The sequence below is a fragment of the Pseudarthrobacter defluvii genome, assembly GCF_030816725.1.
GTDB classification, from domain to species: domain Bacteria; phylum Actinomycetota; class Actinomycetes; order Actinomycetales; family Micrococcaceae; genus Arthrobacter; species Arthrobacter defluvii_A.
In genome coordinates, this window is the sequence record NZ_JAUSYG010000001.1 from 1,700,601 (window position 1) to 1,714,819 (window position 14,219).

Genomic DNA, 14,219 nt, shown 5'->3' on the forward strand with positions numbered 1-14,219 from the left:
CGTGACTTCAGCTGCAAAGAACAAAGCCGATTTCTGGTTCGACCCCCTGTGCCCGTTTGCCTGGGTCACCTCCCGCTGGATCGGCGAGGTGGAAAGCGTCCGCGACATCGAGACCGAGTGGCACGTCATGAGCCTTGCCGTCCTGAACGAGGGACGGGACCTGGACCCGGGCTATCGCGAATCCATGGACAACGCCTGGGGCATGGTGCGCGTCATCATCGCCGCCAGGGAGGAACACGGCCCGCAGTTCATCAAACCGCTCTACGACGCGATGGGTACCCGGATCCACAACCAGGGTGAAAAGGACCGCTCGGCGGTCATTACCAAGGCCCTTGCCGAATGCGGACTTCCCGCCTCCCTGGCCGATGCCGCAGAGACTGACGCCTACGACCAGCAGCTACGGGCCAGCCATGAGGAAGGCATCTCGTTGGTGGGCCAGGATGTCGGTACCCCTGTCGTTGCCTTCAACGGAACCGCCTTTTTTGGGCCGGTCCTGACCCGCATCCCGCGGGGCGAGGAAGCCGGCCGGATCTGGGATGCCACCACCGCGATCGCCGCCTACCCGCACTTCTTCGAGCTGAAGCGCAGCCGCACGGAGAGCCCCGAATTCCAGTGACGGCCAGCCCGGGCTGACCCTTCCAGGCCGCAAAACCGGGACGCCAAGGGCTCCGGGAAAACTACCCATATGTAGTTTTCCCGGGGCCCTTGCACGTGGACCGGCACGGGAGAACAATTGTTCCTACCACTTCGAAAGAAGGGGACGCAGGAACCAAAGATTCAGTGATATGTAAGTTGACGCAGCCATCGGCAAAGTCGAATGCAAGCTACCAGTGACGGGGTAGTAAGACCTGAAGTTCAGCGGATCCTGCCAGACCATCAGAGCACGTCACCGGATGGCCGAAACAGTCGAAGCCCCACCAACGGCAATACGCTGATGGGGCTTCCCCTGTGTCCGGAAACAGCAGGTCCCGGATCAGGCCTTGGCGGGCTCGTCGCTTGCCGCGAGGGCAACGTCGGTGACGGCGAGGTCGCCGTCGCCCACCACCAGCGTGATGTCACGGGCGTTGGACGCGGCCTTCAGGTCGGCCAGCCCTGCCTGCAGCTGCGCGGTCAGCGCCTCCGGGGCCGTGATGGTTGCCGACAGAACTTCGGTGCGCTGCTTGACCTTGGCCTCGGACTTGGCCTTGCGGACACCGCTGAGAGCCACCCCAACGGTTGCCAGCATGGTGGTGTCCCCGCCGGGGATCTCCAGCGCGGCAGGCCACTCTGCGCGGTGCACGGACCCGTTGCGCCACCAGCTCCAGACTTCCTCCGTGGCAAAGGGAAGGAACGGGGCGAAGAGCCGCAGCAGGGTGTCCAGGGTGGTGGCCAGCGCAGCAAGCACGGAGGCCTGTTCCGCTTCGCCGGCTGCTCCGTAGGCCCGGTCCTTGATCAGCTCAACGTAGTCGTCCGTGAACTGCCAGAAAAATGACTCGGTGAGCTGCAGTGCGCGGGCGTAGTCATAGTTGTCGAACGCCTTGGTGGACTGCGCCACGACGTCGGCCAGCTGGGCCAGCAGCGCCCGGTCCAAGGGATTGGTCAGAACGCTAAGGTCGCCCGAAAGCACAGAGTTCTCGGTGGCGCCGAGGTTCAGCACGAACTTGGAGGCGTTCAGCAACTTGATGGCCAGGCGCCGCCCGATCTTCATCTGCGCAATCTCGTATGCGGTGTCCGCGCCGAGCCGCGCCGAAGCAGCCCAGTAGCGGACCGCATCCGAGCCGTATTCGTTCAGGACATCCGTGGGGACCACCACGTTGCCCTTGGACTTGGACATCTTCTTGCGGTCCGGGTCCAGGATCCAGCCGGAGATGGCGGCGTGCTTCCAGGGCGCGCAATTCTGGAGTGCGTCGCCGCGGACCACAGAGGAGAACAGCCAGGTACGGATGATGTCGTGGCCCTGGGGGCGGAGATCGAAGGGGAAGACCTTGGCGAACAGGTCCTCGTCCCGGCTCCAGCCGCCCACGATCTGCGGGGTCAGCGAGGACGTGGCCCAGGTGTCCAGGACGTCGGCGTCGCCGGTGAAGCCGTTCGGCTGGTCGCGCTGCGCCTCGTCGAAGCCCGGGGCGGCATCCGCGGCGGGGTCCACGGGGAGCAGCCCGTCGGAGGGCAGGATGGGGTTGTCGTAATCCGGGTTGCCCTGCGCATCGAGGGGGTACCAGACGGGGATGGGCACACCGAAGAACCGCTGCCGGGAAACCAGCCAATCACCGTTCAGGCCGGCGATCCAGTTCTCGTAGCGGGAGCGCATGAAGGACGGGTGGAAGTCGATCTCCTTGCCCCGGCCGATGAGGCGTTCGCGGCGGTCCTCGTCGCGGCCGCCGTTGCGGATGTACCACTGGCGGGACGTCACCACTTCCAGGGGCTTGTCGCCCTTTTCGAAGAAGTTCACCGGGTGGGTGATCTTCTTCGGTTCGCCGTCCAGCAGGTCCGCTTCCTTGAGCAGTTCCACCACGGCTTCCTTCGCGGAGAAGGCGGTCTTCCCGGCGATGGCGGCGTATACCTCCTTGCCGGCTTCGCTGGTGATCCACTCGGGGGCTTCGGCGATGATGCGGCCGTCGCGGCCCATGATGGGCCGGGTGGGCAGCTGCAGTTCCCGCCACCATGTGACGTCGGTCAGGTCGCCAAAGGTGCAGACCATGGCAATGCCTGAACCCTTGTCCGCCTTGGCCAGCGGGTGGGCCTTGACCTCGAGTTCGACGTCGAACAGCGGGGACTTCACAGTCTTGCCGAAAAGCGGCTGGTACCGCTCGTCGTCGGGGTTTGCCACCAAGGCGGCACAGGCGGCCAGCAACTCCGGGCGGGTGGTCTCGATGAAGACCTTGTCGCCGTCCTCCGTGAAGAAGGGGTAGCGGTAATAGGCGCCGGGAACCTCGCGGTCCTCAAGCTCAGCCTGCGCAACGGCGGTGCGGAAGGTGACGTCCCACAGCGTGGGGGCTTCGGCCATGTAAGCGTCCCCTGCAGCCAGGTTCGCCAGAAAGGCGCGCTGGGACACCGCACGGGAAGTGTCGTCAATGGTGCGGTAGGTCAGGTCCCAGTCCACGGACAGGCCCAGGGTCTGGAACAGGTTCTCGAAGACCTTCTCGTCCTCGACAGCCAGTTCCTCGCACAGTTCAATGAAGTTCTGGCGGGACACGACGTCGAAATCGCGCTGGTTCTTGGCAGGCTGTGCCGGCGGCCGGTAGTCGGCGTTGTACGGGATGGCGGGATCGCAGCGGACACCGTAGTAGTTCTGGACACGGCGCTCCGTGGGCAGCCCGTTGTCATCCCAGCCCATGGGGTAGAAGACGTTTTTGCCGGTCATGCGCATATAGCGCGCCTGGACGTCCGTCTGGGTGAAGGAGAACATGTGCCCCACATGCAGGGATCCCGACGCGGTGGGCGGGGGAGTGTCGATCGAATAGACCTGCTCCCGGGTGGTGTCGGGGTTGAACTTGTAGGTTCCCTCGGCCAGCCAGCGCTGGGTGAGCGCAGCCTCGAGGCCTTCGAGGCCCGGCTTGTCCGGAACGTTGATGGGGGCGGTGGTGGGCGTGTCTGTACCCTGCGTGTCTTCAGCCATTGGGCAATTCTTTCATGCCGGCTTCCATCCCACCCAACCCGTCCCGCGCAGGCGGCCGCGAACGCGGGTAGCATGCGGCTCATGGGACAGCTCCGGGAAACCTTCGGCGTCAAGCGCATCTACGAGCCACAGGCGGACGACGACGGCTGCCGGGTGCTGGTGGACCGGCTCTGGCCGCGGGGGATGCCCAAGGAAAGCGCCGCCGTCGACCTCTGGCTCAAGGAGGTGGCACCCTCCGCCACGCTGCGCAAGGAGTTCAACCACCGCCCCGAGCGGTTCGCCGATTTCGGCGAACGCTACCGGCTGGAACTGGACTCCAACCCGGCCGTGGAGACCCTGCTGGAACTGGCCCGCGCCCACCCCCGGGTCACCCTCCTCTACGCCGCGCGCAACACGGAGGCCAACAACGCGCTGGTCCTGCTCCATTACCTCCGGGAACGCCGCGCCGGCTGATCCCGCTAGGGTGGTGCCATGACGAAGGACTTGCAGAAAAAGGCGGCACTGGTAACCGGGGCGAGCAGCGGAATCGGGGAGGCTGCAGTGCGTGCCCTGCGCGCGGACGGATGGACCGTCTTCGCCGTGGCGCGCCGGGCCGAACGCCTGGCGGCCCTGGAAAGTGAGACAGGCGCCGTCGCGATTCCAGCAGACATTGCAGAGGACGACGACGTGTCCCGGCTCCTTGCCCAGGTCACCGAAGCAGGCGGCATCGACACGCTGGTCAACGTTGCCGGCGGCGCCCGCGGCGCGGACAAGGTAGGGGACGCGAGCACCGAGGACTGGGAATGGATGTACCGCGTCAACGTCCTGGGCACCATGAAGCTCACCAGGGCCTTCCTGCCGATGCTGAGGGCCACCGGCGAGGGGACCGTGCTGAACCTGACCTCCACGGCCGGCCTGGATGCATACGAGGGCGGCGGTGGCTACAACGCGGCCAAGTTCGGCCAGCACGCCCTGACCAACGCCCTCCGCCTGGAGGAGGCCGAAAACAACCTCCGTGTCATCGAGGTGGCGCCAGGCCTGGTGCAGACCGAGGAGTTCGCCCTGAACCGCCTGGGGGACCCGCAGGCCGCGGGCAAGGTGTACCAGGGCGTGGAGAAGCCGCTGACGGCGGAGGACGTGGCCGACGTGGTCCGGTACGCCGTTTCGGTCCCGCACCACGTCAACCTGGACCAGATCGTCATCCGTCCGGTGGCGCAGGCCGCCAACTACAAGCTCATCCGAAAGGGCTGAGCCGCCAGCGGAAGCCGAGGGGCCAGGAGTACTACGGCACCTGGAGATGCAGGGTTGCCACCACTGCGGCATGGTCAGTGCCGTCAACCCGGTGGACCGAGTATCCGGAGGCCTTGATGTCCGGGCTCGTTACCAGATGGTCGAGCGCAATACCGGGCAGGCGGTAGCCGCGCATCGGCCAGGTAGGGACCAGCCTGCTGCCCAATGACGCCGCCACGTCCACCAGGCTGCGCTGGCCGCCTTGCCCTGCCAGCACGGCCCGGTACTCCCGGTGGTCGTAGGTGGCGTTGAAGTCCCCCGCCAGCAGCATGGGGCCTGAACCGTTGTCCGCCCCGGCCACGGTGGCCAGGTCGCTGCGCCATTGATCGAGGCCGCTGCCTGCCGGGGCCAGAGTATGCACGGCCACCACTTTCAGGCTGGCGGCGCCAAGGTCCAGGCGGGCCACCGGCATGGTGAACTGGGTGCCGGGGAGCACGCCGGTCTCCTTCAGGTTGTACGAGGAGTAGATGGCGCTGCCCCCGGCTCCATCCCTGGGATGGGCAACCCGGTGGGGAAGCAGTCCGTCCAGCCCTGCCACCGTGAGCCTTCGCGCCAGTTGGGGCGTGTACTCCTCAACTGCCAGCAGGTCCACGTTTCCTTCGCGGACCAGGCCAACGATGCCCGCAGCGTCCGCGCCGCCCAATTCGGCGTTGATGCTCATGGCAACCAGGGACACCCGGCCGCCGGCAGCCTCGGCGGCAGGTTCCCGGATATCAATGGGGAAGAGCCAGAAGACCTGGCAGGCCAGCAAAGCCGCAGCCGCCACCTGCTGCCACCGCCTCCGGCCCAGGAAGGACACAAGCAGTGCTGCGGCTGCCGGCACAGCCAGCCACGGTGTAAACGCCACCAGCTGGACCCCCAGCACGGGCAACTCCGCCGGCAATGCCCGCAGCACCGACACTGCCGCCACCGGCAGGGCGACGGGAACGAACAGCCATCTGCACACGGCGGCTGCGCGCCTCCGCCCTGCAGGGCGCCCGGAAGCTGTCATGAGCCGAGTCTAGGGAATACAAGGTGCTGCGTCAGCCCTGTTCCGCCCGGAGTAGGCCAAACGTCAGGGCCGGGCGCAGTGTGGCGACAACGCCGGCATGATCGGTTCCCGGGAATCCAACGGTACTGAAACCCAGTACGGTGATGCCACGGCTGACAAGGATGTGGTCTATGGCAGTGAAGGCGGGCACCGGCGCGTTGGCAGGCCAGGTGGGTGCCAGGCCCTTTCCGGCGATCTGTGCGGCATCGGCCAGGCCGGCCGCGAGGAGCTTACGGAACCCGGCGTGGTCAAGGCCCGCATTGAAGTCGCCCAGCAGGACCGAGTGCCGGGCCGCGGGCAGTTCCCGGTGCAGGCCTGCCAGCTGGTCGAGTTCCGCACGCCAGGCAGGTGTGTGTCCGGGGCGGGGGGAGTCGACGTGGACCGAGGTCAGCTGTATCCCGCCACCGGTGCCGGGAACGGCGGCAACGGCCCGGGTTTGGTAGAAGGACGTGCCGGGGACGCGGGCCATCGGCTGGAGGGGATAACGGGAGAAGATGGCGTTGCCGGTGCCTGTCCCGTCAACATCGAGGACCCGGTATGGAAGCTCCGCGCCAATTCCTGCCACCTCAAGGTCTTCCAGTCCGGCAGGCGCCAGTTCGGGAAGGGCAAGGACGTCTACGTTCCGTGCCCGGGCCTGGTCCAGCAGCGCATCCGCATCCACGCCCGTGGACCCTACGTTCAGCGCCATCACGGTAAGCCGCTGCCCAGCGGCTTGGCTCCCGGCCGCAAGGGCGCTGCCCGGTGCTTGAAACGCTGGAGGCGTGGCCCCGGGCGCCGGAATTACGCGCGGCGCCACCATCAGTAACTGGGCAAGCAGGGCGCCGGTGGCCAGGACGGCCAGGACGGTGCGCGCAGCCCCGGGTTCCAGCGCTACGGCGGCCAGCGCGGCAGCCACCGCGGCCATGGATGGGAACATGCTGGCAGGAAACAAGGACAGCAACTGGACCCACGGGGTACCGGAATCTCCGGCGGCAAGGCGCACGGCGGTCAGCCCGGCTCCAGGCAGCCACAGGACGACCGCGGCAGACCAGCAGGCCCAGGAGCCCGCCCGGCGTAAAGGGCTGGCCTGCAGGTCCGGCACGGATGGCTGTACCGCTCGCATCTGTCCATTATTGGAGCGCCGGTCCCGGCCGCACAGCGGGCACGGCCCGCAAATACCTCCCTAATCCATGCCCCACCACTTGCGTGTCCCGGGGTGGGGGACCCAGGTGTTCCACGGTTGGAAAGGACGGCGGCGTGATGGCAACCCGAATAGCACAGGATGCCGCGTCGATAGTAGACTCAGGAATGGCTATGACCCGGCAATCACCGGTGAGCTTCCGGAAGAACGCGCGGTGCGCCCCTTGCAGGGTGGCTGTGCCAGTAGAACCGGACGGGTAAGCCCGTCACAGCAGTAATGAGAGGCCGGGGCAGCAGGGGTTCCTTAGGAAACTGCCGCGCCGGTAAGTGAGGTGGTACCGCGGTGGGCGTGCAGTCTTCGGGACGGCACGGCAGCCGTCCTCGCATCCTGAACGGAACGTCCGGCTCCTGCCGGGGGTTCACCACGCTCAACCCAGGATGTCGAACATGACGTTTTACCCCAAGGCCTCAGCCTCCAGCTCTTCCGCCAACGGCAGCACCGGCGTTTCCGCCTCCGTGAAGTTTCCGGAGATCGAAGAGCGCATCCTGAAGTACTGGGACCAGGATGGCACCTTCCAGGCCAGCATCGACCAGCGCAGCGCCGACGTTCCCGGCGGCGAGCCGGGCAGCAACGAGTTCGTGTTCTACGACGGCCCGCCCTTCGCCAACGGACTGCCGCACTACGGCCACCTCCTGACCGGCTACGCCAAGGACCTGGTGGGCCGCTACCAGACCCAGCGCGGCAAGCGGGTGGAACGGCGCTTTGGCTGGGATACCCACGGGCTGCCCGCCGAGCTTGAAGCCATGAAGCAGCTGGGGATGACGGACAAGACCCAGATCGAAGCCATGGGCATCGACAAGTTCAATGACGCCTGCCGCGCCTCGGTGATGAAGTACGCCGACGAATGGCGCAGCTACGTCACCCGCCAGGCACGCTGGGTGGACTTCGACAACGACTACAAGACGCTCAATGTCGAGTACATGGAGTCGGTCCTCTGGGCATTCAAGCAGCTGCACGACAAAGGCCTGACGTACAACGGCTACCGGGTCCTCCCGTACTGCTGGAAGGATGAAACGCCGCTGTCCAACCATGAACTGCGCATGGACGACGACGTCTACAAGAACCGCCAGGACCAGACCGTCACCGTCACGTTCCCCATCCTTGCAGGGGAGTCGGAGCTGTCGAAGGAGCTTGCCGGCGTGCAGGCCCTCGCCTGGACCACCACCCCCTGGACGCTGCCCACCAACGCCGCGCTCGCCGTCGGGCCTTCCATCACCTACGCCGTGCTGCCCGCCGGGCCCAACGGCATCAAGGCCGCCTCTGCGGACGCCCCGGTGACCGGCAGCTTCCTGCTCGCAGCCGACCTGCTGGGCAGCTACGCCAAGGACCTCGGCTACGACAGCTTCGAAGCTGCTGAGGCCGCCGTCGTGTCCACCCACACCGGCGCCGAGCTGGAGGGGCTGGAATACCAGCGGCTCTGGGACGACTTCGCGGACAACGAGAAGTACGGCATGGAGAACGCCTGGCGCTTCGTGGTGGCCGACTACGTCACCACCACGGACGGCACCGGCATCGTGCACCAGGCGCCCGCCTACGGTGAAGATGACCAGAAAGTCTGCGAGGAGGCAGGCATCCCCGTGGTGCTCTCCGTGGACGAGGGCGCAAAGTTCCTGCCGCTGTTCAAGCACGGCGACCTCCATGACATCGTGGGCCTGCAGGTCTTCGAGGCCAACAAGCCCATCACGCAGGTGCTCCGCGCCCAGGGCCGGCTGGTCCGCCAGGCAAGCTACGAGCACAGCTACCCGCACTGCTGGCGTTGCCGCAACCCGCTGATCTACCGCGCCGTGTCCTCCTGGTACGTGGAGGTCACCAAGTTCAAGGACCGCATGTCCGAGCTGAACCAGGAGATCAACTGGATCCCGGGCAACGTCAAGGACGGCCAGTTCGGCAAGTGGCTGGAGAACGCCCGTGACTGGTCCATCAGCCGCAACCGCTTCTGGGGCAGCCCCATCCCCGTGTGGCAGTCAACGGACCCCGAATACCCGCGCACCGATGTCTACGGCTCCCTGGCCGAGATCGAGGCTGACTTCGGGCGGCTGCCGTTGAACAAGGACGGCCAGGTGGACCTGCACCGGCCGTTCATCGACGAGCTCACCCGGCCGAACCCGGACGACCCCCGGACGCCTGAAGAAGGACAGTCCGTGATGCGCCGCGTGGAGGACGTCCTGGACGTCTGGTTCGACTCCGGCTCCATGCCCTACGGCCAGGTGCACTACCCGTTCGAGAACGAAGCCTGGTTCAACACGCACAACCCGGCTGACTTCATCGTGGAGTACATCGGGCAGACCCGCGGCTGGTTCTACATGCTGCACATCCTGTCCACCGCGCTGTTCGACCGGGCCCGCGTTCCGGAACGTCATCAGCCACGGCATCGTGCTGGGCTCCGACGGCCAGAAGATGTCCAAGAGCCTGCGCAACTACCCGGACGTGTCCGAGGTCCTGGACCGCGACGGCTCCGACGCGATGCGCTGGTTCCTCATGTCCAGCCCGATCCTGCGTGGCGGCAACCTGATCGTCACCGAGCAGGGCATCCGCGACGGCGTCCGCCAGGTCATCCTGCCGCTCTGGAACGTGTACAGCTTCTTCACGCTGTACACCAACGCTGCTGCCGCCGGACAGGGCTACGAGGCGAAACTGCGCTACGACGGCTATCAGGACACCCTGGACCAGTACCTGCTGGCCAACACCGGCGACCTGGTGCGGAACATGACCGCCCAGCTGGACACCTACGACATCTCCGGCGCCTGTGACTCGCTGCGCAGCTACCTGGACATGCTGACCAACTGGTACGTCCGCCGCAGCCGGCAGCGGTTCTTCGACGAGGACCAGGATGCCTTCGACGCGCTCTTCACGGCACTGGAGACCGTTACCCGTGCAGCGGCCTCGCTGCTGCCCTTGGTTTCGGAGGAGATCTGGCGCGGCCTGACCGGCGGCCGGTCCGTCCACCTTGCCGACTGGCCGGACGCGGACCTGTTCCCCGCCAACCCGTCCCTGGTGGAAGCCATGGACCGGGTGCAGCAGATCTGCTCCACCGGCTCCTCGCTCCGCAAGGCAGCCAACCTGCGGGTCCGCCTGCCGCTGCAGGAACTCACCGTGGTGGCACCTGGCGCAGATGCGCTGGAAGGCTTTGCCGCCGTCGTCGCCGATGAACTCAACCTCCGTTCCGTCCGCCTGCTGGACGCCGCCACGGCGTCCCCAGAGGAGTTCGGCATCGAGCAGAAGCTGGTGGTGAACGCCCGTGCCGCCGGCCCGCGCCTGGGCAAGAACGTCCAGGTAGCCATCAAGGGTTCGAAGTCGGGTGACTGGTCCGTGGACGACGGCGGTGTAGTCACCGCGGGTGGGCTGCAGCTGGAGCCCCAGGAGTACACGCTGGAGACAGTGGTGGCAGAATCCGACGGCGGTTCGGCAGCCGTTGCCGTGTTGCCCGGCGGCGGGTTTGTCGTCCTGAACACCGAAGTCACCCCCGAGCTGGAGGCCGAGGGCCTGGCGCGCGACATGGTCCGCGCCATCCAGCAGGCCCGGAAGGATGCCGGACTCAACGTGAGCGACCGGATCCGGACCACCGTCACTGCCGCGCAGAACGTGGTGGACGCGCTGCTGGCCAACGCTGAGCTGGTCAAGGGCGAAACGCTGACAGTGGACCTGGCCGCTGAACCGGCCGACGTGGCCGAACCCGCCGTCGTGGTTGAAAAAGTGGAGGCCTAGGACATGACCGACGAATTTTCCGTGGAAAGCGTCTACGCCGAACTCCTGGGACGGGCGCCGGAAAACAAGATGGAGCCCCGCCTGGCGCCGCTGTTCCGCGCCATGGACGTACTCGGCGAGCCCAACAAGGCGTTCCCGATCATCCACGTCACCGGCACCAACGGCAAGACGTCTACCTCGCGGATGATCGAATCCGTACTCCGCGCCCACGGCCTGAGCACCGGCCGCTACACCAGTCCGCACCTGTCCAGGGTCACCGAGCGGATCAGCATCGACGGCCATCCGGTATCCGACGAAACGTTCGTCCGGATCTGGGACGAAATCCGGCCCTACCTGCAGATCGTCGACTCCGAGCTCGAAGCCGAAGGGCAGCCCCGCCTGACCTACTTTGAGTGCCTCACCATCCTGGGCTTCGCCATCTTCGCCGACCAACCCGTCAACGTTGCCATCATCGAGGTGGGCCTGGGCGGCATCACCGATGCCACCAACGTGGGTGACGGCCAGGTGTCGGTGGTGACGCCGATCTCGCTGGACCACACGGACCTGCTGGGTGACACCACCGAGGACATCGCCTACGAAAAGGCCGGCATCATCAAGCCGGGCGGCTTCCTTGTCAGTGCCGCGCAGCCGCTGGACGCCGCGCAGGTGCTGCTCGAGAAGGCCAAGGAAGTGGGCGTTCCGTTCCGCTTTGAGGGCGTGGAGTTCGGTGTCGAGTCTCGGACCGTGGCTGTTGGCGGACAAGTGGTGACCATCCAGGGCATCGCCGGGCGCTACCCGGACCTGATGGTGCCGCTGCACGGCGCGCACCAGGCACAGAACGCTGCGGTGGCGGTGGCCGCCCTGGAGGCATTCTTCGGCGGCGACAAGGAACTGCCTTTCGACGTCCTGCAGGAAGGCTTCGCCGCCGTGACGTCCCCTGGCCGGTTGGAGGTGGTCCGCACCGCGCCCACCATCATCGTTGACGCCGCCCACAATCCCGACGGCATCAAAGCCTCCGCGGCCGCGCTCCAGGAAGCGTTCACCTTCACCAAGCTGGTTCCCGTAGTGGGAGTGCTCAAGGAAAAGGACGCCGAGGAAATCCTTCGCGAACTCAAGGAGTCCCTGGGCGGGGTGGCGGAGGAATACTGCTTCACCCAGTCCAACTCACCCCGCGCCGTGCCCGCCGCCGAGTTGGCGGAACTCGCGATCGACCTGGGCTTCGGCGAGGACAACGTCCACATCGCCGAGAAGCTGGACGACGCACTGGAATGGGCAGTGGAACGCGCCGAAGCCAACGAGGACCTCTCCGGCGGCGTGCTGGTCACCGGATCGATCACCCTGGTGGCCGAAGCGCGGATCCTGCTCGGAAAAACGGAGGCGTGAGCATGGCCAGAATGACCAAAGCCCAGCGCGAGTGGCGCCCCGGCATGCCGAAGAAGCGCCGCTCCACCAAGGTCATGTTCGCCTCCACGGTGTTGCTCCTGGAAGCCTTTGTCATGTTTTTCGCAACCCTGGTGGTCTTCGGCCTGCGCCGCGGGGAGTTCCCGCCGGCCCTGATCCTGGGCGTGGGCATTGCCCTCAGCGTGGTGATGATCGCCGCCTGCGCGGTCCTCAACAAGCCCTGGGGCCTTGGCCTCGGCTGGGTCCTGCAGCTCGTCCTGATCCTCACGGGCATCTTCGAGCCGGCCATGTTCCTGGTGGGCGCCCTCTTCGCTGTGGCCTGGTGGTACGGGATCCGTACCGGCATCCGGCTGGACCGCGAAGCCGCGCAGCGCGCACGCGAGCAGGCTGAGTGGGAAGCCACCCACCCGGACCAGGCCGCCGGCCCCGCGCAGCCGCAGTCCCCGTAGACTTATCCCGAAACCCCACCAACGCATTGGAGCAGTTGTGACTACAGAGCGCACCCTCGTCCTGATCAAGCCCGACGGCGTCGCCCGTAACCTGACCGGCGCCATCCTGGCCCGCATCGAAGCCAAGGGCTACAGCCTGGTTGAATTGAAGAAGGTTGATGCCACCCGCGAACTGCTGGAGCAGCACTACGAGGAGCACGTGGGCAAGCCGTTCTACGAGCCGCTGGTGGAGTTCATGCTCAGCGGCCCGGTGGTGGCGGCCATCTTCGAAGGCCAGCGCGTTATTGAGGGCTTCCGGTCCCTCGCCGGCACCACCGACCCCACGACGGCGGCTCCGGGCACCATCCGCGGCGACTTCGGCCGGGACTGGGGCCTGAAGGTGCAGCAGAACCTGGTCCACGGCTCCGACTCGGTCGATTCCGCCGAGCGCGAGATCAAGATCTGGTTCCAGTAAAGACCGCGAACTGACAGATAAGGCCAATGTTCTTTCCGAACATTGGCCTTATCTGTCATCTGGCGGGGGATGCGCCGGGAGCGGATAGGTGCGCTAAGAGGGGAACGCTTCCTAGAAGCCCGAGGTCCCCACGAAGACCTGGATGAACGCGAAGAAGATGGTGGCGATGACGGCCACGTACAACAGCGCGGTGATGATCCAACCGGAATCACCCAGGACGCGGGCTGCGCCGGCAGGCATGGGGATGACGCCGGTGGTGATGTTCCTGATGGTGGTCCACACGAAAAGCGGGATCATGGCGGCCCACACGATCATGCAGAAGGGGCACAGGATGTGGATGGCGTACAGGGCCTGGGACCAGAGCCAGACCACGAACGCGAAGCCAAGCGTGACGCCGGCCTGCAGTCCCAGCCAGTACCAACGGGCAAAGGTTGCACCCGAGAGCAGGGCCATGCCCACCGTTATGGTGATGGCGAAGGCCACGATGCCAATGAACATGTTGGGAAAGCCGAACACCGAGCTCTGCCAGGTCTGCATCACCTGGCCGCACGAGATCCAGGGATTCACGTCGCACACCGTGGTGTGGCTGGGGTCCTTGAGCACCTCAAGTTTTTCGAGCACCAGGGTCCCGGAGGCAAGCCAGCCCACGATGCCGGTGATGACCAGCAGCCAGCCGAAAGGCCGGTTCCGGGCCATCCGCGGAACGCTGCCGGCCGCACTGGTGGAAGGATCGTCGGCCCGTTCCTGTTTACGGGCGCTGACGGGGGAGATGCTGGGCATGGGTTTGGCGTCCTTTTCGTCCGGTGCTCCTGTGCCTGATTGTAACGCCGGCGGCTGGAGCCACTACACAGGTACGGGAACAGAAGCCCCTGCCTCCGCGGTTATTCAGCCCGGGTATGAGAGAATGAACGTGGCTGGAAGCCGATCCACATTCGGACTCCGGTCCGGTGGTTTGTTCCCAAGACCGCCAATGCTGAGCAGGGCAGGCTTCGGATTCTTCCAGCACACCCGCAACTCCATTGGGCGGCACCTGGTTGTGGCACGCAGAACAACGGGTTTTCAGAACATCCGCCGGCTCCCAAGGGCTGCCGCACCCCAACGACGGTGCGAACCTGGGAGTATCCACTTGACTTCTGTCAATGCCTGCGGGTTTTGAC

General features: G+C 66.1%; 10 protein-coding genes and 1 pseudogene. 7 read left to right on the plus strand and 4 right to left on the minus strand.

Annotated features, from left to right (window positions below; genetic code table 11):
* Window position 1 precedes the first annotated feature (1 nt).
* Window positions 2-616, plus strand: a complete 615-nt coding sequence (locus tag QF031_RS07955) for a mycothiol-dependent nitroreductase Rv2466c family protein (RefSeq protein WP_307426317.1) — start codon at window positions 2-4, stop codon at window positions 614-616.
* A 357-nt stretch (window positions 617-973) separates the two neighbouring features.
* Here the strand turns inward: QF031_RS07955 and valS are convergent, their stop codons facing one another.
* Entirely contained in the window at window positions 974-3,595 is a 2,622-nt protein-coding gene (gene valS, locus QF031_RS07960; protein ID WP_307426319.1) for a valine--tRNA ligase, read from the minus strand.
* A 72-nt stretch (window positions 3,596-3,667) separates the two neighbouring features.
* Between valS and QF031_RS07965 the strand changes: the two genes are divergently transcribed.
* Both QF031_RS07965 and QF031_RS07970 read left to right on the plus strand, forming a co-directional pair.
* Window positions 3,668-4,048: a DUF488 domain-containing protein gene (locus QF031_RS07965; protein WP_307426321.1), complete on the plus strand. Its 381-nt coding sequence runs from the start codon at window positions 3,668-3,670 to the stop codon at window positions 4,046-4,048.
* Between the two features lie 18 nt (window positions 4,049-4,066).
* Complete coding sequence (locus QF031_RS07970) at window positions 4,067-4,825, plus strand: SDR family oxidoreductase (RefSeq protein ID WP_307426324.1); 759 nt, start codon at window positions 4,067-4,069, stop codon at window positions 4,823-4,825.
* Between the two features lie 31 nt (window positions 4,826-4,856).
* On the opposite strand, the gene QF031_RS07975 is transcribed toward QF031_RS07970, so the two are convergent.
* Together QF031_RS07975 and QF031_RS07980 are read right to left on the minus strand one after the other, a co-directional pair.
* Entirely contained in the window at window positions 4,857-5,855 is a 999-nt protein-coding gene (locus QF031_RS07975; RefSeq protein WP_307426327.1) for an endonuclease/exonuclease/phosphatase family protein, read from the minus strand.
* Between the two features lie 31 nt (window positions 5,856-5,886).
* Window positions 5,887-6,996, minus strand: coding sequence for an endonuclease/exonuclease/phosphatase family protein (locus QF031_RS07980; RefSeq protein WP_307426329.1), 1,110 nt, complete (start codon window positions 6,994-6,996; stop codon window positions 5,887-5,889).
* 464 nt (window positions 6,997-7,460) lie between these two features.
* On the opposite strand from QF031_RS07980, the pseudogene ileS reads away from it, so the two are divergent.
* The 4 genes and pseudogenes from ileS (at window position 7,461) to ndk (ending at window position 13,062) form a co-directional block, all read left to right on the plus strand.
* A pseudogene (ileS, locus tag QF031_RS07985) lies at window positions 7,461-10,779 on the plus strand (isoleucine--tRNA ligase).
* A 3-nt stretch (window positions 10,780-10,782) separates the two neighbouring features.
* Window positions 10,783-12,141 carry a bifunctional folylpolyglutamate synthase/dihydrofolate synthase gene (locus tag QF031_RS07990; RefSeq protein ID WP_307426331.1) on the plus strand — a complete coding sequence of 453 codons (1,359 nt, stop codon included), beginning with the start codon at window positions 10,783-10,785 and terminating at the stop codon, window positions 12,139-12,141.
* A 2-nt stretch (window positions 12,142-12,143) separates the two neighbouring features.
* Window positions 12,144-12,608 (plus strand): DUF4233 domain-containing protein, encoded by a 465-nt coding sequence (locus QF031_RS07995; protein ID WP_307433226.1) that lies wholly within the window; start codon window positions 12,144-12,146, stop codon window positions 12,606-12,608.
* Between the two features lie 37 nt (window positions 12,609-12,645).
* Window positions 12,646-13,062, plus strand: coding sequence for a nucleoside-diphosphate kinase (ndk, locus tag QF031_RS08000; protein WP_307426334.1), 417 nt, complete (start codon window positions 12,646-12,648; stop codon window positions 13,060-13,062).
* Between the two features lie 111 nt (window positions 13,063-13,173).
* Here ndk and QF031_RS08005 read toward each other — a convergent pair whose 3' ends face one another.
* Complete coding sequence (locus QF031_RS08005) at window positions 13,174-13,842, minus strand: vitamin K epoxide reductase family protein (protein ID WP_307426336.1); 669 nt, start codon at window positions 13,840-13,842, stop codon at window positions 13,174-13,176.
* Window positions 13,843-14,219: the final 377 nt, after the last annotated feature.